Origin of the sequence: Nocardiopsis sp. NRRL B-16309 (assembly GCF_001279585.1) — a bacterium.
Lineage (GTDB): Bacteria > Actinomycetota > Actinomycetes > Streptosporangiales > Streptosporangiaceae > Nocardiopsis.
The window spans coordinates 230,139-255,826 of sequence record NZ_LGEC01000080.1; the positions used below are offsets into that span (position 1 = coordinate 230,139).

General features: G+C 73.5%; 22 protein-coding genes. 6 read left to right on the top strand and 16 right to left on the bottom strand.

Translation table 11 applies throughout. The annotated features are described in order from the left end of the window. Positions 1 to 38: 38 nt before the first annotated feature. On the bottom strand, positions 39 to 527 hold the full coding sequence (locus ADL05_RS17630) for an MFS transporter (RefSeq protein ID WP_053618059.1): 489 nt from the start codon (positions 525 to 527) through the stop codon (positions 39 to 41). A 207-nt stretch (positions 528 to 734) separates the two neighbouring features. Here ADL05_RS17630 and ADL05_RS17635 point away from each other — a divergent pair, with 207 nt between their 5' ends. Together ADL05_RS17635 and ADL05_RS30610 are read left to right on the top strand one after the other, a co-directional pair. Then, complete coding sequence (locus ADL05_RS17635; protein ID WP_156365897.1) at positions 735 to 1,691, top strand: acyl-CoA desaturase; 957 nt, start codon at positions 735 to 737, stop codon at positions 1,689 to 1,691. Between the two features lie 280 nt (positions 1,692 to 1,971). Then, positions 1,972 to 2,970, top strand: coding sequence for a HEAT repeat domain-containing protein (locus ADL05_RS30610; protein WP_053618061.1), 999 nt, complete (start codon positions 1,972 to 1,974; stop codon positions 2,968 to 2,970). A gap of 89 nt (positions 2,971 to 3,059) precedes the next feature. Here ADL05_RS30610 and ADL05_RS17645 read toward each other — a convergent pair whose 3' ends face one another. The 10 genes from ADL05_RS17645 to ADL05_RS17690 form a co-directional block, all read right to left on the bottom strand. Further along, positions 3,060 to 3,314, bottom strand: coding sequence for a DUF2795 domain-containing protein (locus tag ADL05_RS17645; RefSeq protein WP_053618062.1), 255 nt, complete (start codon positions 3,312 to 3,314; stop codon positions 3,060 to 3,062). A 139-nt stretch (positions 3,315 to 3,453) separates the two neighbouring features. After that, entirely contained in the window at positions 3,454 to 4,782 is a 1,329-nt protein-coding gene (locus tag ADL05_RS17650) for an NtaA/DmoA family FMN-dependent monooxygenase (RefSeq protein WP_231640800.1), read from the bottom strand. A gap of 5 nt (positions 4,783 to 4,787) precedes the next feature. Then, the gene (locus ADL05_RS17655; RefSeq protein WP_197285835.1) at positions 4,788 to 5,492 is read right to left on the bottom strand and encodes a cysteine hydrolase family protein; all 705 of its coding nucleotides are present in this window, start codon (positions 5,490 to 5,492) and stop codon (positions 4,788 to 4,790) included. Then, positions 5,489 to 6,628, bottom strand: a complete 1,140-nt coding sequence (locus ADL05_RS17660) for an LLM class flavin-dependent oxidoreductase (RefSeq protein ID WP_053618065.1) — start codon at positions 6,626 to 6,628, stop codon at positions 5,489 to 5,491. Before ADL05_RS17660 ends, ADL05_RS17655 begins: the two co-directional genes overlap by 4 nt. Positions 6,629 to 6,715: 87 nt before the next feature. After that, positions 6,716 to 7,825 carry an ABC transporter substrate-binding protein gene (locus ADL05_RS17665; protein WP_053618066.1) on the bottom strand — a complete coding sequence of 370 codons (1,110 nt, stop codon included), beginning with the start codon at positions 7,823 to 7,825 and terminating at the stop codon, positions 6,716 to 6,718. Positions 7,826 to 7,842: 17 nt separating this feature from the next. Beyond that, entirely contained in the window at positions 7,843 to 8,685 is an 843-nt protein-coding gene (locus ADL05_RS17670; protein WP_082376505.1) for an ABC transporter permease, read from the bottom strand. 14 nt (positions 8,686 to 8,699) lie between these two features. After that, positions 8,700 to 9,503, bottom strand: a complete 804-nt coding sequence (locus ADL05_RS17675) for an ABC transporter ATP-binding protein (protein WP_053618067.1) — start codon at positions 9,501 to 9,503, stop codon at positions 8,700 to 8,702. Beyond that, positions 9,500 to 10,012, bottom strand: a complete 513-nt coding sequence (locus ADL05_RS17680) for a flavin reductase family protein (protein WP_053618068.1) — start codon at positions 10,010 to 10,012, stop codon at positions 9,500 to 9,502. The genes ADL05_RS17675 and ADL05_RS17680 overlap by 4 nt, the downstream gene beginning before the upstream one ends. A 142-nt stretch (positions 10,013 to 10,154) precedes the next feature. Further along, a complete protein-coding gene (locus ADL05_RS17685) occupies positions 10,155 to 10,691 on the bottom strand; it encodes an NADPH-dependent FMN reductase (protein WP_082376507.1) in 537 nt (178 codons plus the stop codon). Between the two features lie 145 nt (positions 10,692 to 10,836). Beyond that, positions 10,837 to 11,169, bottom strand: coding sequence for a hypothetical protein (locus ADL05_RS17690; RefSeq protein WP_231640793.1), 333 nt, complete (start codon positions 11,167 to 11,169; stop codon positions 10,837 to 10,839). A gap of 357 nt (positions 11,170 to 11,526) precedes the next feature. On the opposite strand from ADL05_RS17690, the gene ADL05_RS17695 reads away from it, so the two are divergent. From ADL05_RS17695 to ADL05_RS17705, 3 genes are all read left to right on the top strand, one after another. Next, a complete protein-coding gene (locus ADL05_RS17695) occupies positions 11,527 to 13,413 on the top strand; it encodes an MFS transporter (protein WP_082376509.1) in 1,887 nt (628 codons plus the stop codon). Between the two features lie 49 nt (positions 13,414 to 13,462). Continuing rightward, complete coding sequence (locus ADL05_RS17700) at positions 13,463 to 14,050, top strand: TetR/AcrR family transcriptional regulator (RefSeq protein WP_053618071.1); 588 nt, start codon at positions 13,463 to 13,465, stop codon at positions 14,048 to 14,050. Between the two features lie 223 nt (positions 14,051 to 14,273). Further along, positions 14,274 to 16,523 carry a serine/threonine-protein kinase gene (locus ADL05_RS17705; RefSeq protein ID WP_053618072.1) on the top strand — a complete coding sequence of 750 codons (2,250 nt, stop codon included), beginning with the start codon at positions 14,274 to 14,276 and terminating at the stop codon, positions 16,521 to 16,523. Positions 16,524 to 16,637: 114 nt separating this feature from the next. Here the strand turns inward: ADL05_RS17705 and ADL05_RS17710 are convergent, their stop codons facing one another. From ADL05_RS17710 to ADL05_RS17725, 4 genes are all read right to left on the bottom strand, one after another. Then, positions 16,638 to 17,612: a zinc-binding dehydrogenase gene (locus ADL05_RS17710; RefSeq protein WP_053618073.1), complete on the bottom strand. Its 975-nt coding sequence runs from the start codon at positions 17,610 to 17,612 to the stop codon at positions 16,638 to 16,640. 35 nt (positions 17,613 to 17,647) lie between these two features. Further along, positions 17,648 to 18,274: a DsbA family protein gene (locus ADL05_RS17715; protein ID WP_053618123.1), complete on the bottom strand. Its 627-nt coding sequence runs from the start codon at positions 18,272 to 18,274 to the stop codon at positions 17,648 to 17,650. A gap of 40 nt (positions 18,275 to 18,314) precedes the next feature. Beyond that, a complete protein-coding gene (locus ADL05_RS17720; protein ID WP_053618074.1) occupies positions 18,315 to 21,320 on the bottom strand; it encodes a LuxR family transcriptional regulator in 3,006 nt (1,001 codons plus the stop codon). A gap of 450 nt (positions 21,321 to 21,770) precedes the next feature. Continuing rightward, positions 21,771 to 22,676 carry an SDR family oxidoreductase gene (locus tag ADL05_RS17725; protein ID WP_053618075.1) on the bottom strand — a complete coding sequence of 302 codons (906 nt, stop codon included), beginning with the start codon at positions 22,674 to 22,676 and terminating at the stop codon, positions 21,771 to 21,773. Between the two features lie 76 nt (positions 22,677 to 22,752). Between ADL05_RS17725 and ADL05_RS17730 the strand changes: the two genes are divergently transcribed. Further along, positions 22,753 to 23,832, top strand: coding sequence for an ArsO family NAD(P)H-dependent flavin-containing monooxygenase (locus tag ADL05_RS17730; RefSeq protein ID WP_053618076.1), 1,080 nt, complete (start codon positions 22,753 to 22,755; stop codon positions 23,830 to 23,832). A 290-nt stretch (positions 23,833 to 24,122) separates the two neighbouring features. On the opposite strand, the gene ADL05_RS17735 is transcribed toward ADL05_RS17730, so the two are convergent. Further along, on the bottom strand, positions 24,123 to 25,655 hold the full coding sequence (locus ADL05_RS17735; RefSeq protein ID WP_053618077.1) for an NAD(P)-binding domain-containing protein: 1,533 nt from the start codon (positions 25,653 to 25,655) through the stop codon (positions 24,123 to 24,125). Between the last annotated feature and the right edge of the window lie 33 nt (positions 25,656 to 25,688).

Genomic DNA, 25,688 nt, shown 5'->3' on the forward strand with positions numbered 1-25,688 from the left:
GAACGGCGGGGTCCGCCCGGCCCGAGGAGGAGGCACGGTCAGGCGCCGGCGCGGGCTCCGTCGACGCTCGTGGGCAGGTGCCGTCCCTCGGCGTTGGAGGCCCGGCGGGCCAGCGACACCGCGACGATGGACACCAGCGCGGTGAACACCAGGTAGCCCGCCACGGGCACCCACGACTCGTCGAACCGGGACAGCAGCCAGGTCGCGATCAGTGGTGGGGTGCCCCCCGCGAGCGCGGCGCCGAGCTGGTAGCCGAGGCTCACCCCGGTGTAGCGGACGCGGGTGGAGAAGATCTCCGAGCACAGCGTGCCGATGGTCGCGGTGATCGGTGACCACAGCACGCCCAGACCGATGACGGTGGCCAGGACCAGCATGAACGGGCTGCCGGTGCCGAGCATCATGTAGGGCCCGATGAACTGCGCCAGCAGGGTCGCGCCGGTGAGGTAGACGCGTCGGCGGCCGAACGTGTCCGACAGGCGCCCCGCAGAAGTGACCAGCGGGTAGATCCCGAACGAACGCCAGAACACAGGGGTGCCTGCACCCCTAATTCGCGGCGTGGTGGTGCCATGGCCCGGATCACACTCCGCGCCTAGCGTGGTCGTTATACCCGCCGACCACGTCACCAGGGGGAATGGATGCCCAACGCGAGCACGGCGCCGTCTACGGCGACCCTAGGAACCAGGCGGGGGAGCGACTTCTCCGAGCTGTCGCGCCGGGTCCAGAAGGCCGGTCTGATGGAGCGCACGCCCGTGTACTTCGCCGTCCGGCTGTCGCTGATCGCCCTGTCCTTCGTCGGCGTGTGGGCCCTGTTCTTCCTTCTGGGCGACTCCTGGTGGCAGCTGGCGACGGCCGTGGCGATGGCCGCGGTGTTCGGGCAGGTGGGACTGGTGTCCCACGAGCTCGCCCACCTGCAGATCCTCTCCAAGCGCGCCCCGAGCGTGGCCCTGGGCCGGATCGTCGGCAACCTCGGCATCGGACTGGGGTACGGGTGGTGGCAGGACAAGCACACCCGGCACCACGCCAACCCGAACCACGAGGAACTCGACCCCGACGTCGGCGCCGAACTGCTCGTGTGGTCCGAGGGCCAGGCACAGGCGGCTCGCGGCCTGCCCGCCTTCATCGGCCGCTACCAGGCGTTCCTCTTCTACCCGTTCCTGCTGCTGGAGGGCATCAACCTCCACGTGGGCAGCGTCCGGGCGCTCTTCCGCCGCAGCACCAAGCAGCGCGCCCTGGAGGGCGTGCTCCTGGGGGCGCACTTCGCGCTCTACCTCGGTGCGGTGTTCGCGGTCCTGGACCCGCTCCAGGCGGTCGCGTTCATCGCGGTGCAGCAGGGACTGTTCGGCGTCTACCTGGGCTGCATCTTCGCGCCCAACCACAAGGGCATGCCCACGCTGAAGAAGGGCGAGAAGCTCGACTTCCTGCGCAAGCAGGTGCTGACCTCGCGCAACGTGCGCGGCGGCTGGTTCACCGACATCGCTCTGGGCGGCCTCAACTACCAGATCGAGCACCACCTCTTCCCCAACATGCCCACGCCGCACCTCGGGCGCGCCCAGGTGATCGTGCGCGACTACTGCGCCGAGATCGGTGTGCCCTACCACGAGACCGGCTTCGTGCGCTCGCACGTCGAGGCCCTCACCCACATGCACAAAGTGGGCGCGCCCCTGCGTGAGCGCCACCGCCAGGCCGCCTAGGGAGTGTTTTTCTGAAGGCTTTCGGGTGAGCGAGCGGTCGTCAGGCCATCTCTCGCAAGACGATGTGCGAAGTTCAGCCTGGTTGTGCTTCACGAGCGCAGAGGCGCGGCGAGAGGCAGCCTGGCGGCCGCGAGCCCGGAATGCTGCAAAAAACACGACACGACCTAGCCCGGACGCGTCGGTACCCGGACGGCTTCGGTTCCCGGGCGCTCCGCTACCCGAACGGTCTGGACCGGTGCTTCCATGGTGGTCGGTGATCGTCGACGAACCAGGAGAGCCCGTGGCGGCGGAAGAGGTCTACAGCGTCGAGCGCGTCATGGAGCACGGCCCGGAGATCTACGCCGGGACCGGCCTGGACGTGCGGGCGGTGGTGGCGCGGATGCCTCACGAGGTCAAGGAGCACTTCCTCCTCGACCGCGTGCCCTGGCACCGCTTCCCCCACGCCTACGGGACGGACGACTCCGTGCCGCTCGGGCTCGCGGCGCTCCGATCGGACGACGCGGCACCTGTGGACCGGGCGCTCGGTTCGCTCTGGAGTACCGTCTGCCACCAGGGCGCGACGTCCCCGTCCGGTGCGCTCGCGGTTCCCTTCCTGCTCCGGGCCGCCGCCGACCCCTCGGCGCACGGTCGAGCGGGCACGCTGGAACTGGTCGCCGAGCTGGCGAGGCCCGAGCACTTCGGTGACGGCACCCGCGCGGGCCTCCTCCGGAGCACGGAGGGCCGGATGCTGTGGGACAACAACGGCTACCTCGTGAACTGGTCCGTCGAGGCGGCACAGGACGCCGTCGCCGCCGACGCCGACATCCTCCTCGCCCTCCTCGACGACCCTGTTCCCGGCATCCGGGGTCTGGCCTGCTACGCGCTGGCCACCGCCTCCGGTGCGGTCGGCAGGATCTCGGCCGCGCTGCACGACCGGTTTCGTGCCGAGAAGGAGCCGGCGGTCCGGGCGAGCCTGGTCCTGGCGATCGGTCAACTGGCCCGGGAGCACTCCGACGGGCGCGCGGTCGCGTGGGCCCGTGCCCTGTGGTCGGACCCGGAGCGGCCCGCCGAGGTCAGAGTGGGTGCCGCGCTGGTGTGGCCGTGCCTGGTGGACGATCGGGTTCCCGAGGAGCTGCGGGCCGTCCTCGACGACACCGTCACCGACGACACGGTCCGGCTCATGGCGGCGGTCCCGTGGATGCGGGCGGTCGACGAGCACGGCGCCGGACTCACCCGCTGCGTGGCGCAGATGCTGCGCCCTGACGCGCGCGCGGCGGTCGATTCCGACCCGTTCGCCTGACCTGGAGTCGGGTCGTCCGGGTCCGGCGGCACCGGCGCCCGGCGTTCCCGGCGCGGCCGGTGGTGTCCGCGGTGCCGCGGGAACGCTGCCTAACCCTCCTGGCCGCGCTCCCGGGCTCGGGCGGACTCGGTGTGCGATCGCGGCTCCGACTCGGGCAGCGGGACCGCCCGCAGGACCTCGTTGGGCTCGTTGAAGTCGGCGGGCGGCATCGAGCGCAGTGCGCTGAGCATCTCCTCGTCCCCGTCCGCCGCCAGAGCGCGTTCCACGATGGTGTCCTTGTCGGCCGGGAAGTCCATGGCGTCCAGGATCTGCCGCAGACCGTCGACACCGCGCTTGACGCCCATGTTCCACCCCTCGTTCGACCGCGATCGGAACCCGTGCTGGCAACGATGGGTGACTACCCGGTGGCACAGGGTTCAATCGCCGGGCCCGAAGGACGGACGGGCCCGGCGATCGGTCGGGGGCGTTCCCTTCCCCAGGGGGTCAGGCACCCAGAAGGTTCTCCCGCAGGGTCGTGCCCTCGTAGTCCGAGGCCACGGCACCGCGTCGGCGCAGCTCGGGGACCAGCAGGTGCACCACGTCCAGCAGCGACGAGGGCATCGACATCGGGTTGCAGACCATGAACCCGCCGCGGGACCCGGTCGCCGCGAACTGCTTCTCCAGCTCGTCGGCGACGGTGGCGGGCGTACCGGCGATCGTCTGGTCGTAACCGGTGGCGAACCGCCAGCCCTCGTCGAAGAACTCGGTCCGCTCCATCTCGGCGTCCTCGCCCCGCTGGGCGATCAGCCGTTGCAGGAAGCCCGCCTGCGTCGCCTGGGCCGCCGTGATCGCCTCCGCGACCTCCGCCAGCGCGAACCGCGCGGGCAGGGTCGAGAAGTCGAACCCGTGGTTGTACGACAGGTAGGCGCCCACGGCCTCCGGCGGCAGGCTCCCGGTCATCCGCTCCTTCTTGGCCCGGGCCTCGTCCTCGGTCTCGCCGAGCACCACCTGGATCGCCCACAGGATGCCGACGTCCTCGGGCGCGCGGCCCGCCGCGACCAGCGCCTCGTCCAGCCGGGTCCGGTGCGAGACCTGTGAGGGCAGGTGCCCGCCCAGCCCGAACACCACGTCGGCGAAGGCCGCCGACGCCGCGATGCCCCGGGGGGAGGCCCCCGCCTGCACCAGCACCGGCCGCCCCTGCGGGCTGGGGACCGCCGGCAGCGGCCCGGCCACCCGGAAGTGCGCGCCGTCGTGGTCGACGCGGTGCACCTTCGACGGATCGGCGAACACGCCGGTCTCCCGGTCCGCGACGATCGCCCCCGGTTCGACCGAGTCCCACAGCCGGCGGCAGACCTCGACGAACTCCTCCATGCGCTCGTAGCGCGCGTCGTGGTCCATGAGGCCGTCGTGGCCGTAGTTGGCCGCGTCCGCCAGCCGGCCCGACGCCACCACGTTGAACGCGATCCGGCCCGCCGTCACGTGGTCCAGCGAGTTCAGCAGCCGTGCCACGTAGAACGGGTGCATGTAGGTGGAGGAGTAGGTCAGCCCGAACCCGATCCGGCTTGTGGCCTGGGCCATCGCCGCCACGAACGGGCTCATGTCCTGGCGCGGCCACTGCACGCCGTGCCGGACCGCCGCGTCCATCGACGACTCCCACGTGTCCGGGATCCCCGTGCCGTCCCCGAAGAACAGCATGTCGATCCCGCCGCGCTCGGCCGCGATCGCCAGCTCGGTGAACATGCGCACGTCGGGGTAGGCGGCGCCCACCCACGACCCCGGTGCCGACCAGCCGCCCTCGGTGTGGGTGAAGGACAGGTCGAACGCCAGCTTCATCCGGTTCACGCGGTCACCTTCCGTCCGTGCGTCGCCGTGGTCCGTGCTTCGGAGCCCCAGGCCGACGCGAGGGCGTCGGCGGTGGCGACCACGGCCGCGTTCTGGGCCAGGGCCGCCAGCGCGTGCCGGTGGGCGTCCTCCTCGTAGGCCGCCGTGGCGTCGGCCGCCACCACGGTCCGGAACCCCAGCTGGAAGGCGTCCCGCACGGTGGCGTCCACACAGCACTCGGTGGTCAGGCCGGCGGCGGCGATCCATGTCGTGCCCGCCGACCGCAGCGTGTCCGCCAGGCCGGTGCCGTGGAAGCCCGAGTACCGCCGCTTGACCACGACCTCCTCACCGGTCTCAGGGGACGCCCCGAACCACGCGGCGCCGGGCGACCCCTCCACACAGGGCTCCTCCGCCTCGTCCTCGGCCGGGTCCTCCGGCAGGCCGCGCAGCCAGCGCGACGCGGCCCACGGCTCGGCCGGGTCCTGTCCGAGCCCCACCCACACCACGCGCACACCGGCGGCGCGGGCCGCGCCGACCAGGGCCGTCACCCGCCGCACGGCGGCGGCGACCCGCTCCAGGTCCGCCTGGTCCAGCCAGGTGAGCGCGGCCGGGTCGGCGAAGTCGCGTTGAACGTCGACGACCAGCAGCGCGCACTCCCGGGCGGGGCCGGGCGGGGCCCACACGCGCCCGGACACGTCGGTGAGGCCCGTCCCCTGGCTCAACGCGCCCCCGCCCCGCCGGCCGGAGCCGCGCCCGCCCCGCCGGCCGGAGCCGCGGCCGCGTCGGCATCCGCGCCCGAGTCCCTCAGCCGCGGCATGACCTTCTCGCCGAACTCCGCCAGGTCCGCGTGGTAGTCGGGGAAGATGAGCATCAGCCCGTCCAGCTCCGCGTACTCGACGATCTCCCGGATGCGCCTGGTCACGGTGTCGGGGGACCCGGTGACGAAGGTGGTCTGGAAGGCCTCGTCCTCGGGGTTCTCCGCGGTCAGGGACAGCGCCTTGTCCAGTGGCAGGCCCCAGGAGCGCTTCATGTTGACGATCGCGTCCACGTCGGCGCCGCGTCCGTACTCGCGCCGCCGCTCCTCGGCCGCGGAGTCGGTCTCGTCCATGATGACGGTGAGCATCGAGTAGGTCCGGATGGTCCGGCCCTGCTTCTCGGCGCGGGCCTTCACGTCGAGGCTCGCCTCCCGCAGCCCGGGCAGGTCCTGCGCGGTCAGGAACGATCCGTCGCAGTGGCGGGCCTGGAAGTCGAGACCGGTGTCGGAGCGTCCGGCGCTGATCAGCGTGGGCGCCGGGTTCGGGTGCGGACGCGAGCGGCAGTCGTCCAGGGTGAAGAACTCGCCCTGGTGGGTGACGGAGTCCTCCGTCCACAGGCGTTCGAGGAGGGAGGTCCACTCCTCGGTGTACCGGTACCGCGCCGCGTGGTCCAGGTCCTCGTTCCACAGGCCCATCTGACCGAACTCGTCGGCGTAGGAGCCGACCACGATGTTCATGCCGGCGCGGCCGTCGCTGATGTCCTGCAGGGTCGTGTACATCTTGGCGGCGATGGCCGGGTTGAACAGGTTGGTGTGGACGGTGGCCCACACCTTCACCCGCTCCGTGGCCTCGGCCAGCCCCGACATCATCGTCATCGACTCCAACGTGCGGCCCCAGTGGTCGGTGGACCCGTCGTAGCCGCGCCACTTGCCCATGGACATGATGAAGTCGAAGCCGTGGGCGTCGGCCAGCACCGCCGCCTTCTTGTTGTAGTCGTAGGTCGCCTCGGGGTGCGGTGCCGTCTCGGAGATGATCCAGCCACCGTTGCCGATGGGCAGGAAGATCCCGTACTCCGTGTCGGCCGTTCCAGCCGGTGCCGCCATGCGTGGCTCCTCGTTCTTCGTGTTCACGGTGTGGGGGAGGGGTGGGCGGCCGGCGTGGTCGTCCGCCGGCCGCCCGGACCCGGGGTGCTACTCGGCGGGCCAGGCCACGTCGCCCGCGACGTGGACGGCCTCCAGGTAGCGGGGGTCGAACAGCGGCTCGAGGTCCGGCAGCTCGTCGAGCTGGCCGTTGTCGACGAGGGTCTGGCCCTCGGCCTCGGTCAGGGTGAGGTCGATGTATCCGGCCGGGGACGATTCCTGCGTGGAGGCGGTCACCAGCTCGTGCTCGGCGTTCCAGACCCGCAGGTTGTGATCGACGTCGTATCCGGACTCGGAGAGGTCGGCCGCGAACTCCACGCACTCCTCGCCGTTGTCCACGCAGTGGTCGAAGGCACGGGACATCGCCCGCAGCACGTCCTCGATCACCGTGGGGTTCTCATCGGCGAAGTCGCGGTTGGTGGCCATGACGCCGAACGAGCCGACCACCCCGTAGTCCTCGGGCAGCCACTCGTTGTACTCCTCCTCCATGTCGCTGAGGAGGAACGGCTCGTTGGAACGGAAGCCGGTGAGCGCCTGGACCTGGTCGCGCGGCAGGACGCTCGGGTCGTAGCCGACCTCCACCTGCTCGATGGAGTCCATGTCGACGCCGTCGGAGACGAGCATCGCCTCCAGCGGCGCGGGCATGTTGCCCTTGTGGCCCAGGGTGGTGCCTTCCAGGTCGCTGAGCTCGTCGATGTCCGTGCCCGTCAGCAGCGTGGCGATCGGGACGTGGCCGTAGGTGGCGACCCCGATGACGTCGATGTCGTTGTCGTGGGCCATCAGGATCTCGGACTCGCTGCCCATCGAGGTCAGCTGGGCGGTGCCCGCCGCGACCGTCTGGGCGTTGCCGATGGTGTCACCCGTACCGGGCTGGATCTCGACGTCGAGGCACACGGCGTCGAAGTAGCCGAGGGCGTCGGCCGCGACGGCCTCCAGGATGCTGACGGAGGCCTGGTACTGGTAGCCGGTGATGTACGTGATCGTTCCGGCGTCCCGGTTGGTCTGGCACCGCTCGTCATCGATGACGGCGGCGACCTCCGGTTCGCTGTCCTCTGCCTCTCCGCTGCCGCACGCCGAGACCAGCAGAACGGCGGAGGCCGTCGTCGCGGCCGCGGCGGAGCGCAGAAGGAGGCGTTTGGGGTTGGCGGTGGGGCTGGACATGCGGTTTGCTCCGATCATCAGGGGGTTCTCTGCTGCGACTCGTGCCAGAACAGCAGCCTGCGTTCCACGGTGGCCGTGAACGCGAGCATGAGGACGCCCATCGCGGCCAGGCAGGCCACGGCCGCGTAGACGTGCGGCAGTTGGGCGTTGGAGGCCGCGTTGCGGATCATCGTCCCCAGTCCGCTGGAGGAGCCGGCGGCGACGAACTCCGCGACGACGGCGCCCACGATGGACAGGGGAAGGACGACCCGCAGGGCGGCCAGGGTGTAGGGGAGGCTGCTCGGGACGCGCAGGCGCAACAGGACCTCGAAGCGTGAGGCGTGCAGCGTGGAGAACACGTGCAGGACCGGCGGCGGGACGGAGCGCAGCCCGGTCGTGACGTTGATCAGCACCGGGAAGAAGGTGATGATCGCGGTGACGATGACCTTGGGCGTCATGCCGAAACCGAACGCGACGACCAGGGCGGGCGCCAGGGCGATGACCGGGGTCACGTTCAGCACCACGGCCAGCGGCATGATCGCCCGGCGCAGGATCGGGATCTCCGACATCAGCAGGGCCAGCACGAACGCCAGTCCGGCACCCCAGGCCACCCCGATGAGAGCGATCTGGAGGGTGGACCAGGCGTTCCGCACGAACAACCCCGGGTCGTCGACCAGGGTGGTGCCGACCTCGGAGAGCGTGGGCAGGATGTAGGGCTGTTCGGCGGCGATCACCGTCCAGGCGGTGCCGACCAGCAGCACGGCCACGACCGTGGGCAGCCACAGGGCGGGGTGCAGGACCGACCGCCGCCGGCGCCGCGGGTGCGCGGCGGGAACGGTGGTGGGGCGGGGACGCACGTCCGGGGAAGTGCCCGTGGCCATGTCCGGTAGTCCTCTCACAGTGGTACGAGGTCGTCGGGGGCGGCGCCGGACTCCCACGCGACCTGCAGCGACGCGCGGACGCGGTCCTCCACCCGGTGAAGGCGGGGGTCGGCTGTGACTCCGGAACCGCGCGGACGGGGGAGATCGACCGGCAGTACTTCGTGCACCCGGCCGGGGCGGGCGGACATCACCACGATCCGGTCGGAGAGGGTGACCGCCTCACGCACCGAGTGGGTGACGAACACGACCGTCGTGGACATGTGCTCCCACAGGCGCAGCAGGTGGAGCTGGAGCGCCTCGCGGGTGAACTCGTCCAGGGCGGAGAACGGCTCGTCCATGAGCAGGACGTCCGGGCGGATGCCGAAGGCGCGGGCGATCGCGACGCGCTGCTGCATGCCTCCGGAGAGTTGGTGCGGGTATTTTCGGGCGACGTCCTCCAGGCCCACCATGCTCAGCAGTTCGTCGGGATCGCCGGCGGCGTTGCCCGCACGGCGGTTGACCCGGGAGGGCAGGACCACGTTGCGGCGGACGTTCAGCCACGGCAGCAGCGCGGGCGTCTGGGGGACCAGGCCCACCGCCTTGGCGGCGCACATCCGCTCGGGGGTGGACCCGAAGACGGCGACGTGCCCGGAGTCGGGCCGTTCCAGGCCCGCGAGCACCCGCAGCAGCGTGGACTTGCCGCAGCCGCTGGGGCCGATGAGGCTGACGAAGTGCCGCCGGGGGACGTCCAGGTCGACCCGGTCGAGCGCGGGGCGGGCGGGGTCGCCGCCCTCATAGGTCTTGGTGAGGCCGCGCACCTCGATGCGGTCGTCGCTCATGCCGCGTCCAGCCGGTGGAACCTGCGCTCCTGGTAGACCAGCGGCGCGGATCGGCCGATCCGCACGTAGGCGACGTCGAACAGGATCATCGTGTGGTCGCCCGCGCTGTGCCGTGAGTGGACGGTGCCCTCCAGCGCGACGGCGGATCCCGGCAGGACGGGCGCGCCCAGGTCGCCGGTGGTGAAGGGGGCCGCGTCGAACTTGTCGGCGCCGCGGGTGGCGAACACTCCGGACAGCTGTTCCTGGCCCTCGGCCAGGACGTTGACCGCGACGGTCCGTGCGCGGGTGAAGGCGTCGTGGCACTCGGCGGTGGAGGCGAGGCAGATCGCGACCAGCGGCGGGTCGGCGGAGACCGAGACGACGCTGTTGGCGGTGAAGCCGTGGCGGCGGCCGTCGACCTCGGCGGTGACGACGCTGACGGACGTGGCCATGCGTGCGAGGCCGTCGCGCAGGGCGGCGGGCTCGTGTCGTATGTCGGTGGAGCCCGGGACGGGCTCGGGTGCGGTCATTCCTACTCCTCAATGTGTGTGAGCCATCGCACTCCGTCGCCGGTGGAGTGCGCGGTCGACGGATCCGTGGGCGCCGGGGTGTCGGGGCGGACCGGCCGGCGGGTCCGCCGGACGGTCCGTACCCGGGCCGGGGCCGTCCGGCTCACAGGGGTGCGGTGGCGGTGCCCATGACGGAGGAGAGGGTGGCGGAGTGGCGGTCGTACCAGGCCAGGGCGGGATCGGTGTCGGTACCGAGTTCCCCGAGGGACTGCTCGCGCACGTACAGCGCCGGGGCCGGACAGGAGGCGGCGAGTTCGACCAGGACGGGGCGCAGCGCCGACTCGGCGGCGTGGGCGTGCCCGTCCGAGGCGCCGACCATGAGGGGGACGGCGACCGTGCCGCGCAGCCCCTCGGGAGGCATCCGGTCCAGGAAGGCCTTGAGCAGGCCGGTGAACGTGCCCTTGTAGACGGGGCTGGCCACGACCAGGAGCCGGGCCGAGCGGACGGTGGCGACCGCTTCGTCCACCGCGGCGTCGCCGGGGTCGAGGACCGCCGGGCCGTGGTCGGACAGGTCGATGGTGGTGACGTGGTCGCCGCCCGCGAGGGGGGCGAGCAGTCGGGCGACGTGCTCGGCGGTCCGGGCCGTACGCGAGCCCGGGCGGGGATTGCCGACAAGTGCGGCCACATGGGAAGGACCCACGGGACACCCTCCAGGTATCTGTCCTCGGTTGGCAACACCGAGGAGAACGGTGGAGAGCGGGCGGAAGCAGGTGAGTCGACGGCCCGCGGGGATCGTTGACGCGTCAAAGCTAGTGACGCGCTTTTAACTGACTATGACGTCCCGGTCACGTGATGGTGTCGAGCGACCGGACGGTGGTGCCGTCGTCCACCAGGGCGACGGCGATCCCGTGTGTGGCGAAGGCCGACCGCAGCCAGGAGCCGCGGGCCAGGTGCCGGGAGAGCTGTTCGCCCATGACCAGGACGACGCGGGCGTCGGGGAAGTGGGTGTCGCGCAGCCAGACGAGTTTGAACGCGTCGGCGATGAGCTTGTTGCGCTGGACCGACTTCACCGGGCCCCGCAGAGGCGCGCACTGGCCGAGGACCGTGGGGTGGCCCTCGTCCGCGAAGTCGACTCCGACCCGGGTTCCGTCCGGGAGAGTGAACGCTCGGGGTGCCACACGGGTTCCCAGCAGCGCGGATAGCGCTCGGGAGAGTTCCGTGCCGTCGTCCCGGGCGAGGGTGTCTGCTGGGGGACCGACCACTGAACGCGCCATATAGGCAGACCTTAGTACACGGGAGTTCCGCCGTCATGGGGATTGTGCGCTTGTAACACCCGTAACAGAAGCCCCTTGCGCCCCTCACCTGGAACCTTGGTCTCACAGTGTGTCATGAGTCACATTCCGCGGCCGTGCGCTTTACCTCAACAATAGTTGAGGTTCTAGCGTCGTGGGAGACGAGGGACGTCGTCCCGGGGGCTTCGGGACCCGAGCCGACCCCGGGGCGGCGCCGACTGCACGACGGAAGCGGAGACGCGAGTGGACACCGAAACCCCCCGACGCGCGACGTGGCGGGAGTGGACGGGACTGGCCGTCCTCACCCTGCCCCTGCTGATGACCGCCACCGACATGACCGTGCTGTTCCTCGCCCTGCCCTCCATCGCCGCCGACCTGGCCCCGAGCAGCACCCAGCTGCTGTGGACCCTGCACCTGGGCGAGTTCCTCGCCGTCGGCATGGTGCTGACCATGGGGTGGCTGGGCGAGCGGATCGGCCGCCGACGCCTGCTGGCCGCCGCGGTGGCTGTCTACGGAGCGGCCTCGCTGTCGGCGGCGTTCGCCGACGACCCGGCGGTGCTGATCGCCGCGCGGGCGGTGATGGGTGTGGCGGCCGCCTCGCTCATGCCCAGCATCACCTCGCTGCTGCGCGTGATGTTCACCGACGCCCGCCAGTTCTCCGTGGCCGTCGCGGTCGTGATGAGCGCGTTCTCCGCGGGGATGGCCGTGGGGCCGCCGCTGGGCGGTCTGCTGCTGGAGTACTTCTGGTGGGGATCGGTCTTCCTGGTGAACGTCCCCGTGGCGGCCGTGCTGCTGCTGAGCGTGCCGCTGCTGCCCAGGATGCCCGGACGGCGCGGCGGGGGACGGCTCGACCTGACCAGCGTCGCGCTGTCGCTGGCGGCGATCATCTCGGTGATCTTCGGCCTGCAGGAGATCGCCGACCGGCAGGCGGCGGCGCTCGGCGCGCCGCTGTGGCCCTACGCCGTGGTGGTGGTCGTGGGCCTCGCGCTCGGCGCGGTGTTCGTGCGTCGCCAGCTGCGCCTGCCCGACCCGCTGCTGGACATCCGGCTGTTCGCGGCGCCGGCGTTCTCGGTGTCCCTGGGCGCCATGCTGCTGATGCTGCTGGCGGCGGGCGGTGTGGACATGCTGCTGGCGCAGTTCCTGCAGTCGGTCCTGGGGCTGTCACCGGGGCGGGCGGGTCTGCTGCTGATCGCTCCGGCCGTGGTCTCGATCGTCGGGGGGATGCTGCCCCCGCTGCTCGCCCGCTGGGTGCGGCCGTCGGTCATCATGGGCGGCGGGCTGCTCTCCGCCTCGGCGGCCGCGGCCGCGATGGTGTGGGCGCTGGAGCGGCGGGAGACGGTCGCGATCGTCCTCGCGGCGATGCTGCTGGCCTTCTCGCTCGGCCCGCTGTTCACCCTGGGCTACAACCTCATCGTCGTCTCGGCGCCGCTGCACAGGACGGGTTCGGCCACGGCGATGGGGGACGTGGCGGGCGGGTTCGGCAACGCGCTCAGTCTGGCGCTGCTGGGCAGCCTGGCCGCGGTGGTCTACCGCTGGGGGCTGGCCGGAGCGGAGCTCTCGCCGGAGGTGCCCGACGCCGCCCGCGAGGCGGCGCAGGAGAGCATCGGCGGGGCCGCCGCCGTGGCCGAGGGCGTGCCGGGGCCCGCGGGGGCCGAACTGGTGGACGCGGCGAACGCGGCGTACGCGACCGCCGTCCAGGCCGGATACGGCTTCGCGGCGGCGCTCATGTTCCCCGTGGGCCTGGGGGTGCTGTGGCTGCTGCGCAAGGTCCGCCTGGACGACGCCGACCGGACTGGAGAGGCACCGGAGCCGGAGTCAGGGTCGGGCGCCCCGGTACCGGAACGCGGCCCGGGTGCCGCGGCGCCGGAGCCCGGGAAGGACGGCTCGGCGCCGGAGCCCGCACGGGGTGCTTCCGTACCGGAGCCCGCACGGGGTGCTTCCGTACCGGAGCCCGCACGGGGTGCTTCCGTGCCGGAGTCCGCACGGGGTGCTTCCGTGCCGGAGTCCGCACGGGGTGCTTCCGTACCGGGCGCCTTCGTGCCGGAACCGGAGCCCGGGCCGAGCGCTCCGGTGTCGGAACGGGGAGAGCGCGTCTGCGTGTCGGACGCCGGTCCGGGTGCCCGGGAGTGACGCGTCCGAAGACATATCCTGGCCGGTATGACGCCGACCAGCCCACGCCATGCCTCCTAAGCAGAAGCGGGGCGAGGCGACCGTCGAACGGCTCTTCACCGCGGCACTCCAGGTCTACGCCTCGTCGGGAGACCAGGGCTTCACGGTGAACGCGGTCACCGCGGCCAGCGGTGTCAGCCTCGGCAGCCTCTACCACCACTTCGGCAGTTTCGACGGCTTCACCGTCGCACTGTGCCTCAGGTGCACGGAGCAGCTCTTCGACGAGCTGGGCGCGGCCGTCACGCCCACCCGTACGGCCCGCAGCGGCATCCGCGCGCTCGTGGTGACCTACCTGCGCTTCATCGAGGAGAACCCGGACGTGGCGCTCTTCCTCCACTCCGCCGTCTCCTCCGGCCTCATCGAGTCCCACACGGAACAGATCCGGGCGCACATGCTGGGGGGCCTCTCGGAGTGGGTGGGCCGACGCGTCGAGGCCGGGGACATCGCACCCCTGCCCGGCCCGGTGATCGAGGCGCTGGCCATGGGGCCGGTGGTCGCGCTCGCGCGGTACTGGTTGGCCAGCCCCCACAGCGTGGACCTCGCCGAGGCCGCGCGGGCGCTGCCGGACCGGATCTGGAACTCCCTGCGGCCGGAGTAGCGGACCGCACGGGTTTCTTCGGCACTCCCGCCTGAACGCGGGCCGGGCCATCGCCCGGCCCGCGTGGTCCACCGCGGCGGCGCGGGGCCGCCGCGATGCCGTCCCGACGGTCACTCTAGACTAGAAATAGATATTTTTTCTAGAAAAATCTTACGTGTATCTGGCGGTCGACCCCCTGATCGCGGGGCGTTGGCACGGCCGTCCAGGGCCCGGAAGGGGACGCATGGACGCGGGAGTCGGAGTGGTCGGCGGGTACCGGCTGATCCGGGAGCTGGGCCGGGGCGGGTTCGGTTCCGTCCACCTGGGCGAGACCGCCGACGGGACGAGGGCGGCGGTGAAGCTCCTGCACACCGGGCCCGGTGTGGATCCGCGCTTCGCCGAGATGTTCGCCCGGGAGGTGGAGGCGGCACGGAGGATCAGCCCGTTCTGTGTGGCCCAGGTCCTGGACGCCGACCCGCGCGCGGAGCGGCCCTGGATCGCCAGCGAGTACATCGAGGGCCGCACGCTCATGGCGGAGATCGAGGCGGAGGGGCCACGGCGCGGCGCCGACCTGCAACGCCTGGCCATCTCCACCGCGACCGCGCTGACCGCGATCCACCGGGCCGGGGTCGCGCACCGGGACCTCAAACCGGAGAACATCATGATGGCGTCGGACGGGCCGCGGGTGATCGACTTCGGGATCGCGCGGGCCTTCGAGGAGACGGGGGTCTTCACCGCCACCTCCAGGGTCGGGACGCTGCACTACATGGCGCCCGAACGCCTGGACGACGCACGCCACCTCACCACCGCCGTGGACGTGTTCGCCTGGGGCGCGGTCATGGTCTACGCCGCGAGCGGGCGGCACGCGTTCTCGGGCCGGACACAGACCGCCGTCATCAAGCGGATCCTCGTGGAGGAGCCGGACTGTTCGGCGGTGCCCGGGGAACTGCGCGGGCTCGTGGTCCGGTGCCTGGAGAAGGACCCGGAGCGGCGCCCGACCGCCCACCAGGTGCTCGAAACCCTGCTGGGGCACAGCGGGGGCGGCGCGGGAGAGAGTGTCGGCGTCGACGACTCGATGGAGCGGGGCAGCACGGCCGTGACCAGTGTCGTCGCCCCGGAGAGCACCGGCCTGGAGCCGACCCTCCTGGAGACCCGGCGTGTGACGGTCGAGCCGGAGGAGGCGGAGGGGACGAGGAGGACTGGGCCGGAGGGTGTGGAGGAGCCGGAGCCGGAGGGGAAGGGTCCGGAGTGGGAGGACGCGGGCCCGGACTGGGGAGAGTCCGTCGGCTCCCGTCCCGATCCGTACCGGGTTCCGGAGCCGCTCGGCCGGTCCACGAGCCCTCCGTTCCGGTTCGCCGGACGGCTCCACCGCACCCTGGAGGAACTCGCCGCGACCATGCACGCCCACGGGAGCGCCGCCGAGGAGGTGTTCGGCGACTCCGACCGCAGGGCGCTGCTCGCAGCCTGGGTCGTCGAGGACCTCGCGGACCCCCGGGTCGAGCGGAGCCTGTTCCGTACCCGGCCGGTGGACCCGGCCCTCGCCGTGGCGGGCTTCGTCGGGCAGGTCCGCCCGGACCTGCCGCCGAGGTACCGGGGGCGGGACATGCGGCTGCCCGCGCTGCGGGAGATGGCCGCCCGGAGGGAGGCGGGACCGGCCGACCCCGGCGTGGTCCTGCCCGAGGTGCTCGAAGTGATGGCCGAGTACGACTGCCGGGACGCCGCCCACCCCTGCGTCCCGGGCGGGGGCTGTACCGAGTACCGGGACCTGGTCGAGGACGCCCGGTCCGCGCGGAGCGCCTACACCGGTGCGATCGCTCCCTACGCCCACTGGCAGGCCGCGGCCGGTCTCGGGCAGTTGAGCGGACCCGTGGAGCGCGTAGCGGACGCGGAGTTCGTCCTCGCGGCGCTGGCCCCGCAGGCGTGGGAGCGGGACGTCGCCGAGGAGCGCGACTCACTGGAGGAGTCGTGGCGGTCCGGCCTGCCGCCGCTTCCGCCGCGGGACGCGCCCCTGAGTGAACGCCTGGCCCACGGCATGGTGCTCCGCCGGATGTGCCGCCTGCTCCGCGAACTCTCCGCCCAGTACGCGCGCCTGGTGACCGACGCGGACCTCCTGGAGGGCTATGTCCAGGAGCGCGCCGAGATCCGGAGCAGGAAGGCGCAGGAGCGGGGGGCCAGGATCGCGCTCGGTGCCGTGCTGGGCGTGTGCGGCCTGGCCGTCCTGGCGGGACTGGCCCTGTGGGGCCTGCTGGCCTCGGCCGAGACGGTCTTCCTGGCCGGGGTCATCGTCGCCGCCTTCGGTTTCGTGGCCTACCGGGCGATCGGCGACATCGTCGGCCACGGGACCGGGGTCCCCGTCGGCACGAGGGACCCCTTCCCGTCCGTGGCCGGCCACCGGGCGAAGCTCGCGCGCACCCAGGCGGCCATCGCGGACGTGGACGGCAGGATCGCCGCGCTGGACCGGATCCGGGCCCAGGTGCCGCGCCCCGGTCGGTAGCGGGATGAGAGGCGGCCGACGCGGCGGACGCCGTCGCCCCGGTCCGCGTGCCGCCGGTCCGGCGGTCCGGCGTCGCCGCCGCACCGCCGACCCGGCCCAGGGGACCGGCGCCCGTCAGCGCGAGACCTCCAGGAGCGCCTTGCCGACGATCGTGCGCTCTTCGAGTGCCGTGTGCGCCTCAGAGGCCCGTTCCAGGGGGAACGTCCGACCGATCACGGGCACGATCCGTCCCGCCGCGGCCGCGGACAACACCTCCTCGATGCTCCGCGTCCCGGACTCCCCGTCCTGGTGCAGGTCGGCGAGCGAGTACAGGGTCACCCCGCGTTCGTCCGCCTCCTCCGGGCCGATCCCGGCGAACCCGCCGCTCGGTGCCCCGTGGGCGGAGAAGCGTCCGCCGGACGCCGTGATCGCGAAGGCCGCCCTGCCGATCGACCCGCCGGCCCCGTCGTAGACCACCTCCGGATCCCGCCCGCCCGTGGCCTCACGGACGCGCTCGGTCCATCCCGGCTCCGAGTAGTCGACCACGGCCTCGATGCCCCGGGCCCGCAACAGCTCCAGCTTGCGCTCCCCGCGGGCCGCGCCGACGACACGGGCTCCGGCCTCGCGCGCCATCCGCACCAGCAGGAGCCCCATCGCCCCGGCCGCGGCCGTGACCAGCACCCACTGGCCCGGCTCGGGAGGGACCGCCGTCACGATGGACCGGGCGGTCACCCCGTCGTGGACCAGGGCCGCCGCCGTCCGCGCGTCGAGCCCGTCGGGGACCGCCGCCAGCTGGTCGGCCGGGACCAGGGCCCGCTCGGCGTAGGAGCCCCGCGCCGCCGTGGTCGCCACGCGTCGGCCGACCCAGGAGGGGTCGACCCCCGCGCCGACGGCCGACACCGTGCCGACGGCGCCTCCGCCGGGCACGTAGGGCGGCCGGACATCGAACCACTGGGCGGCCTCGCCCCGGCGGATGGCGGTCTCCAGGAAGATGACGTCGGCCACGGACACCTCCACCGCGACCTGGCCCGCCTCCGGGACGGGGTCGGGGCCCTCCCGCAGGGTCAGGACCTCCGGGGCGCCGAATCCGCCCACCTCGATGAATCTCATGTCAGTACTCCTCGTGTCGGTCGAAAGGGGACGGATCAGGCGGAAGCGTCGGCGCGGGCGGCCGAGCGCAGGGCCGTGTCGAGCGCGGCCTCGCTCTGGTCGCCGACGAGCGGGACGCGCGATCCGGAGAAGGCGAACACCGGGACGCCGCGGCTTCCGTCGGCGCGGACCCGGGCCAGCTCGGCCCGCAGCTCGTCGGCTCCGCCGGTGCTCCACTCGACCCCGGCCTCCCGGGCCAGGCGGCGCAGGACCGCCTCGTCGCCGATGTTGAGGCCCTCGCCGTGGTGGGCGCGGAACAGCCGCTCGACCATGGCCTCGCCGCGTCCCTGGGCCGAGGCCGCCGCGACCAGCCGGTGCGCCTCGAAGCTGTCGGCCCAGACGGCGTCGTGGCCGAACACCAGCCCGAGGTCCGCGCCCAGGGCGCTCATCTCGTCCATGGCGGCCTCGTGGTCGAAGTCCGCGCCGAAGTGCCGGCGGTGCACCTCCCGCTTGGGCTCTCCGTGCGGTGACGCGTCGGGGTCGAGCTGGAAGGGGCGGAACGCCACGTCGAGGGTGCCGCCCCCGGCCCGGAAGCGTGCGGCGGCCCGCTGGAACCGGGTGTAGGCGAGGTAGGACCAGGTGCATCCGACGTCGAAGGTGATCTCCACATGTGCTGTCGTCATGGGCACGACGCTACGGACGGTCACCCGGGGACAGCATCAGTCATCCGACGGGCGCCTCGGCCTGTTCTCCGTCCGAGCGTCGTCGTTCCTGGTCACGGTGGAGGCCCAGGGCACCGAGCTCCGCCCGGGAGGCCACCCCGAGCTTGGGATAGGCCTTGTAGAGGTGGTGACCGACCGTGCGGGGGCTCAGGAAGAGCTGGGCGCCGATGTCGCGGTTCGTGAGCCCGGTCGCGGCGAGCCGGACCACCTGGAGCTCCTGTGGCGTGAGCCGGTCCAGCGGGTCCTCGGACCGGTCGCGCGCCAGGGTGTCCGTCGCGCGGGTCTCGCCGGTGGCGCGCAGTTCGGCGCGGGCCCGCTCCTCCCAGGGCCGGGCGTCCCAGCGGCGGAAGGCGTCGGCGGCCAGGTGGAGCTGTTCCCGGGCCTCGGTCGCCCGGCGGGCACGGCGCAGCCACTCACCGAAGAGCAGCCGGGTGCGCGCCTGCTCGAAGGGGGCGGCGTCCAGCGCGAGCGCGCCCCGGTAGGCGTCCTCGGAGCCGTCGAGCAGCGCGCGGCAGCGCAGGGCCGACGACACGGCCCACGGCCGGTCGAGGGCGGTGGCCCAGGCGGTGTAGCGGTCGGCGGCCTCGATGGCGCGGTCGGTCCGCCCGAGCCGGAACGCGGCCTCGACCAGGAGCGGCAGGTTGCCGACGATCCCCATCGGGCGGGTGCCCTCGACGACGGACTCCAGCCGGACCAGGGCCTCCTCGGGGCGGCCCTGCCCGAGGTCGAGCAGGCTCAGGGCGACGGCGGCGTGGACGGACGCGGGCGCCACACCGCGTTCGAGCGGTTCGGCGGCCAGGGCGCGGCAGAGCTCGGAGTCGCCTCGGACGGCGGCGAGTTCGGCGCCGATCGCGGCCAGTTCCGCCAGAGGCGTGGGCTGGCAGGCGTCGGTCGCGGTGCGCAGCCCGTCCTCCACCGTGGCGCGCGCGTCGCGGTGGCGGCCGTGGAAGAACTGGGTGCGCGCGAGAACCACCTGGACCTGTGGCAGGACGGCGAGCGCGCCCTGGGCCCGGCACTCGGACTCCAGGTCGACGGCGGCCCGGTACGCGGCGTCGTGGTCCCCGGCGATCAGGTGCAGACGCGCGTAGAGCACGCGGTCGTTCAGGGTCGGGTCGACGAGGGCGTCGTGGCCGTCCAGGGAGGCGCGTAGCGCGGCCACGCCCTCGGCGGTGCGGCCCTGTTCGAGCTGGTTGGTGGCGAGCGCGGCCCGGGCGAGCGTCCGTGCGGGGGCGCCGCCGGGGTGTCGCGCGGCGTGGTCGCCGATCCGCGCGACGCAGTCGAAGTCGTTGGCCACCCACGCCGCCCGCACGGCTTCCAGGAGGAGCCTTCCGCTCTCCGCCGTCCGCGGGGCCCCCGCACGGTCACCGGTTCCCATGGCGGACCCGAAGGCCCCTGCGGTACCGGTGGGCACGTCGGACACGGCTGCCCCGGTGGCTGCGGGTGTCGCGTCGTCCCCAGTGTCCCCAGCGTCTCCGGCGGACCCGGTGGCCGCAGTGGTTCTGATGTTCCGGGCGGTCGCGTCGTCCTCGTTGGCCTCCGCGATCCCGTTGGTCCCGGCGTCTCCGGCGGTCACCTCGGCCCCGACCACCGCGCCCGACTCTTCCTGGGCCTCGGCGTCCAGTGCGGCGGCGAACAGGACCCGGTACGAGGCGTCGGCGCGCCCCTCGGCGGCGGCGAGCATCGAGTGCAGCCTGGCCACGGTGACCCGCTGTCCGGTGTCGTCGGTACCGGTGACACCTACCAGGAGCTCCGCCGCGCGCGCGGGGTCGCCCGCGTAGGCCGCGGCCTCGGCGGCGGCGATCGTGCGGCGGCGCCGGTCGGCCGGTTCGGGGGACAGGGCGGCGGCGCGCTCGTAGGCGGTGGCCACGGCGGACAGACCGCCGCGGGCGCGGGCCCGCTCGGCGGCCGCCTCCAGGAGGGCGGCGACCTCCTCGTCGGCGGTGGGCGTGGCCGCGGCCAGGTGCCGGGCCCGGCGGTCGGCGGCCTCCGGGCGGTCGGCGTACACCCCGGCCAGGGCGCGGTGGGCCCTCGCGCGATCCTCGGACGCGGCGCTCTCGTAGGCGGCGGCGCGGATCAGCGGGTGCGTGAACTCCACCCGGTTCTCCGCCACCCGCAGCAGCCCTCTGCGCTCGGCGGGACCGAGGTCGTCCGGGCGCGCGTCCAGGTCGCGGGCGGCGCGCAGCACCGTGGCGGCGTCGGCGGAGTCGTCGGCCGCCGCGACGAGCAGCAGCGCCCGGGTCCGCTCGGGGAGAGCGGCGACCTGGTCGGCGAAGGTGTCCTGGATGCGACCCGATACGCCCATCCGCGTGCTGGAGTACCCGTCCCGCTGGGCGGCGGCCAGGGTGAGAAGGGCGAGCGGGTTGCCCGCCGCGTCGGCCAGCACCTGTCCGCGCACCTGGCGGGGCAGGCCGACGGCGTGCTCCCGCAGCAGTGCCTCGGCGTCGGTCCTGGGCAGCCGCCGGAGCCGCAGCTCGTCGATGTGGGGCGTGGCCAGCAGTGGGGCGTGCGGTTCGCGGACGGCCAGGAGGACCGCGACCCCCTCGGCTTCCAACCGCCGGGTCGCGAACAGCAGCGCCTCGGCGGACTCCCGGTCCAGCCAGTGGGCGTCGTCGACCAGGCAGAGCACCGGACCCGTGGCGGCCAGCTCGGCCAGGAGGGTCAGGACCGCGAGGCCGACCAGGAACCGGCTCGGCGACGCGGAGTCCGCCAGTCCCAAGGCGCCGCGCAGCGCTCTGGCCTGCGGAGACGGGAGCGCGTCCACGTGTTCCATCGCGCGGCCCAGCAGCAGGTGCAGGCCCGCGTACGGCAGATCGCTCTCGGACTCGACACCGGCGCCGCGCAGCACCCGTGTGCCCGTGGCCGCGGCCCCGCGTTCGGCATGGTCGAGCAGGGCCGACTTGCCGATCCCGGCCTCGCCCCGCAGGACCAGGGCCCCGCTGCGGCCGGAACGGGCGGCGGCGAGGACCGCGTCGACCTTCGCCGTCTCCTCGTCACGTCCGCGCAGCACGCGCCCACGCTACCGCGCTCGGGGTGCTCGGGGCGCTTCACGCCGGGTCCTTCGTCGTCGCTACTGCCTGGCTCGTTCCTCGCTGGCGGCAGAGACTCCTCCTGCAGGCACCGGCGCGCCCCTCACGGCCTCCGCTCGTGCCCGCACCGTCGCCCGCCACCACCCTCAACGGACGCCTGCGGCGCGGTCCTCCCTGCTTCGGCCCGTTCTCGGGCGCCTTGAGAACGGGAACCTTCGGCCCTTGCGGTGCACGCCCTCGTTCCTCGGGAGTGCACCTCCAGGCCCTCCAGAACCCCGTCGGCGCCCTCGCTGTGTTCCCTTTGGGCCTCCGCTCGTGCCTCGCTTCGGCCCGGATCAACCCCCTGTCGTTCCGGGGGGCGGAACCGCTGACCTTCAACCCCTGTCGGAACGCTCGGGGCGCTTCACGCCGGGGGCATCGTCGTCGCCGGTCTATCCCCTGGCGGTGGAGCCGGTGGCGCGGGGGTCGGGCAGGAAGTCGGCCACGTGGTCGGCCACCCATCGCCGGTAGGTCAGGGCGGGCCGACCGGTCACCTCCGCCACGGCGGTCGTGACGGGTTCCGGCTCGCGGGTCGCCTCGGCCATGTACCTGAGCGTGTCCTCCACCACCTCGGGCGGCAGCCACTCCCGGTAGCCCTCCCGGGCCTCCTCCACCGAGAGCGGCTCGAAGCGCAGGGGCAGGCCCGTGACCTCGGAGATGATCCGCACCCGGTCGGCCTGGTCCAGGTTCTCCGGCCCGGTCACCTCGTAGGCGGCGCCGACGTGGTCGTCGGTGGTCAGGGCGCGCAGGGCGACGGCGGCCAGGTCGGCCTCGTGGACGAGCGAGCGCTTCCACCCCGGGAACGCCTCGCGGACCACGCCCTCGGCTCGAATCTCGTCGGCCCAGCCGAGGTCGTTCCCGGCGAATCCGCCGCCGCGCACGAACGTCCACTCCGCACCGGAGCCGCGGATCAGCTGTTCGAGCCGCCCGTGGGAGGCCGCGACGGGGTTCGCGTCCGAGGAGGCCTCCGCGCCCATGGCGGACAGGTACACCACCCGCCGCGCGTCCCGGGTGATCCGGGCGACGGCCTCAGGCGCGGCGTCGTCGGCCTGGAGGGTGGGCCAGACCAACAGGACCCGGGTGACGCCGTCGAGCGCGGCGTCCAGGGAGGCGGGGTCGGACAGGTCGCCGCGCACGACCTCCACGCCCGCGGGGAGCCGGGCGCGCGCCGGGTCGCGCACCAGCGCGCGGACGTTGGAGTGGCCGGCGTCGAGGAGCTGCCGGACGGCGCTGCCGCCGACCTTGCCCGTGGCGCCGGTGACGAGGTACTTTCCGTGGCTTTCGCTCTGGTCTTCCATGTCGCCGACACTAGGGAGGCGGCCGTCGCCGCAGCATCGGTCATGTGACTGTCGACCGTCACCGCGAGGAGGACACGTGGGCGCATCCGCGGACACCGGGACGCACGCCGAGACGGACGTCGTGGTGGTCGGAGGCGGCCAGGCGGGACTGGCGGCCGGGTACTTCCTCCGGCGCGCCAAGGCACGGTTCGTCATCCTCGACGACCGCGAGTCACCTGGCGGGGCCTGGGGCGACTACTGGGACTCGTTGCGGCTGTTCTCCCCGGCCGCGCACAGCCCTCTGCCCGGCTGGTGGATGCCGGAGGAACCCGGGCACGAGTACCCCTCGGCACGGCACGTGACCGACTACCTGGCCGAGTACGAGCGCCGGTACGACCTGCCGGTGCGTCGGCCGGTCGCCGTGACGGAGGTCCGCCGCGCCGGCGACGCGCTGGCGGTGGCCACGACCGCCGGGACGTGGCGGGCGCGGCACGTGGTCAGCGCGACGGGGACCTGGCGCCGTCCGTACGTCCCCGAGGTGCCCGGGCGCGACCTGTTCGAGGGTCGGCAGCTCCACACGGTCGACTACCGGAGCCCGGAGGAGTTCGCCGGTCAGCGGGTCGTGGTGGTCGGCGGAGGCAACTCGGCGGCGCAGATCCTGACCGAGCTCTCCGAGGTCGCGCACACCGCCTGGCTCACCCGGCGCCCGCCGCGCCTGATGCCCGACGACGTCGACGGGCGGGTCCTGTTCGACGTGGCCACGCGGCGCACGCTCGGCGGTACGGACGGGGGTGTCGGCGCCCTCGGCGACATCGTGGTGGTGCCGAGCGTGCGCGAGGCGCGCGACCGGGACGTCCTCAAAGCGCAGCCGATGGCCGAGCGGCTGACCCGGACGGGCCTCGCCTGGGCCGACGGGAGCACGATGGCGGCGGACGCGATCGTGTGGTGTACCGGATTCCGCCCGGCGCTGGAGCACCTGGCGCCGCTGGAGCCGTTCGACGCCGAGGGGCGGATCCCGCTCGACGGTTCGCGGTCCCTACGGGAGCCGCGCCTGCACCTGCTGGGCTACGGCGACTGGACGGGGGCCGCCTCCGCCACGCTGATCGGGGCCGGGCGTACCGCCAAGGCCGCCGTCGCCCGCATCGCCGAGGACCTGGGCACGGGCCGGGCGCGCTGACTCGGCGGTGGCCGGGCCCGCCTGGCCTGCGTCGACCACCATCAGCGGTACGTGTTCCACGGGTGTGCTTGTCGCGTGTCGGTTCGGTACGGGCCGCCGGAGCGAGCAGTGCTCCGCTGGCGGGGCAGCCCAGGGCGCCAGCGCGGTCGCCAGCATGAGCGGTGTGCAGCAGGCCGTTGAGCGCGCCGTGGCCGGTCGTGCCAGTGACGCAGAGCGCGGCCCTGACCGACCCCGCCCCGGGGCCCGCCGGGGTTCGCGCATGCGAGTCCCGGCGGGAGAGGCGGGTCGGCTCACGGGGTGGCGGCGGAACCGGAGACCAGGTCGACGGTCGCGGGGCCGGGTGCCCCGCAGCAGCCGCCCTCGTCGGCGGCCTCCGCCGCGTCGTCCGGATCGGTCAGACCGCTGCCCTTGCAGACTCCGGTCTCGGGCAGGGTGAGCTCCACCCGGGCGGCGGACTCGTGGTCCCCGTCCAGCGCGGCGGCGATGCTGCGCACCTGCTCGTATCCGGTGAGCGCGAGGAACGTGGGCGCGCGGCCGTAGGACTTCATCCCCGCCAGGTAGAACCCGGACTCCGGCTGGGCCAGTTCTGCGGCGCCGTGGGGGTAGACGGTGCCACAGGAGTGGACGTTGGGGTCGATGAGCGGGGCCAGCGCGACCGGTGCCTGGAGCGTGGCGTCCAGGCCGAGCCGGATCTCGGAGAGGAAGGACAGGTCCGGGCGGAAGCCGGTGAGGACGACCACCTCGTCGACCGGTGCCAGGGCGCGGCCGTCGCCGTCGACCAGCACCAGGGTGCCGCCCGTCACGTCCGTCGGGTCTGCGGCGCCTTCGGCGGCCCCCGCGCCCTGCCTGCCCGCCGTGGCCTTCCGGCTCTCCCCGGCGACCGCTTTCTTCGGGCTCTCGGCGTCTTCCGCGCCCACTGCCCCCACTGCTCCCACAGCGCTCTCGGCGCCTTCCGCGCTCTCCACGGCCCCCGCGCCTCCCGCGCGGATCTCGGCGGTGCGGAAGCCCGTCACCGTCTCGACGTACCCGGCCTCGACCGCCTTCCTGGCGCGCGTGCCCAGGGCACCGCGGGCGGCGAGCTGGTCGTTGGCACCGCCGCCGAACGCGTCCCCGGCCTCTCCGCGCCGCAGTACCCACACGACGCGGGTGCTTGGGTCGTCCGCGGCGAGTCCGGACAGCGACACCAGGGCGGTGAGCGCGGAGTGGCCACTGCCGACGACGGCCGTGCGGCGTCCGGCGTAGCGGGCCCGGACGGCGGGGTCGGCGGTGTCGGGCACGCGGTAGGACACGTGGTCGGCCCACGCGGCGTCGCGCTCGCCGAGGGCGGGCAGGCCGTCGCCGCCCAGGGGGTTGGGCGAGCCCCAGGTGCCGGAGGCGTCGACCACGGCACGCGCCAGCAGGCGCTCCTCGCCCCGTTCGGTGCGGACCCGGACGGTGAAGGGCTGCTCGTCGCGTGCGGCGTCCACGACCCGGTCCCGGCCCAGGCGGCTGACGCCGGTGACCTCGGCGCCGTAGCGGACCCGCCCGCCGAGGGCGGCGGCCAGCGGGGCCAGATAGGCGTCGACCCACTCACGGCCGATGGGGTAGCCGTCGTCGTCCGGGCGCCGCCAGCCGGTGGCGGCGAGCAGCTTCTCCGCGGCCGGGGCGACGAGGTCGCGCCAGGAGGAGAACAGGCGGACGTGCCCCCATTCGGCGATCGCGGCACCGGCGGTGGCGCCCCGCTCCAGGACCTGGACGGGGACGCCGCGCTGGACCAGTTCGGCGGCCGCGGCCAGGCCCGAAGGCCCGGCACCGATCACGACGACGGGGTGTGCCTCGGTCATGACGCTTCCTTTCATCGATGCATGTCTATGAAA

Bases quoted from the DNA above. Each gene is read 5' to 3' on its own strand.
- ADL05_RS17680 (WP_053618068.1), bottom strand. From the start codon at position 10,012: ATGACCGCACCCGAGCCCGTCCCGGGCTCCACCGACATACGACACGAG.
- ADL05_RS17715 (WP_053618123.1), bottom strand. From the start codon at position 18,274: ATGACGACAGCACATGTGGAGATCACCTTCGACGTCGGATGCACCTGG.
- ADL05_RS17675 (WP_053618067.1), bottom strand. From the start codon at position 9,503: ATGAGCGACGACCGCATCGAGGTGCGCGGCCTCACCAAGACCTATGAG.
- ADL05_RS17670 (WP_082376505.1), bottom strand. From the start codon at position 8,685: ATGGCCACGGGCACTTCCCCGGACGTGCGTCCCCGCCCCACCACCGTT.
- ADL05_RS17735 (WP_053618077.1), bottom strand. From the start codon at position 25,655: ATGACCGAGGCACACCCCGTCGTCGTGATCGGTGCCGGGCCTTCGGGC.
- ADL05_RS17660 (WP_053618065.1), bottom strand. From the start codon at position 6,628: ATGGCGGCACCGGCTGGAACGGCCGACACGGAGTACGGGATCTTCCTG.
- ADL05_RS17650 (WP_231640800.1), bottom strand. From the start codon at position 4,782: ATGAAGCTGGCGTTCGACCTGTCCTTCACCCACACCGAGGGCGGCTGG.
- ADL05_RS17725 (WP_053618075.1), bottom strand. From the start codon at position 22,676: ATGGAAGACCAGAGCGAAAGCCACGGAAAGTACCTCGTCACCGGCGCC.
- ADL05_RS17665 (WP_053618066.1), bottom strand. From the start codon at position 7,825: ATGTCCAGCCCCACCGCCAACCCCAAACGCCTCCTTCTGCGCTCCGCC.
- ADL05_RS17645 (WP_053618062.1), bottom strand. From the start codon at position 3,314: ATGGGCGTCAAGCGCGGTGTCGACGGTCTGCGGCAGATCCTGGACGCC.
- ADL05_RS17700 (WP_053618071.1), top strand. From the start codon at position 13,463: ATGCCTCCTAAGCAGAAGCGGGGCGAGGCGACCGTCGAACGGCTCTTC.
- ADL05_RS17635 (WP_156365897.1), top strand. From the start codon at position 735: ATGGAGCGCACGCCCGTGTACTTCGCCGTCCGGCTGTCGCTGATCGCC.
- ADL05_RS17710 (WP_053618073.1), bottom strand. From the start codon at position 17,612: ATGAGATTCATCGAGGTGGGCGGATTCGGCGCCCCGGAGGTCCTGACC.
- ADL05_RS17705 (WP_053618072.1), top strand. From the start codon at position 14,274: ATGGACGCGGGAGTCGGAGTGGTCGGCGGGTACCGGCTGATCCGGGAG.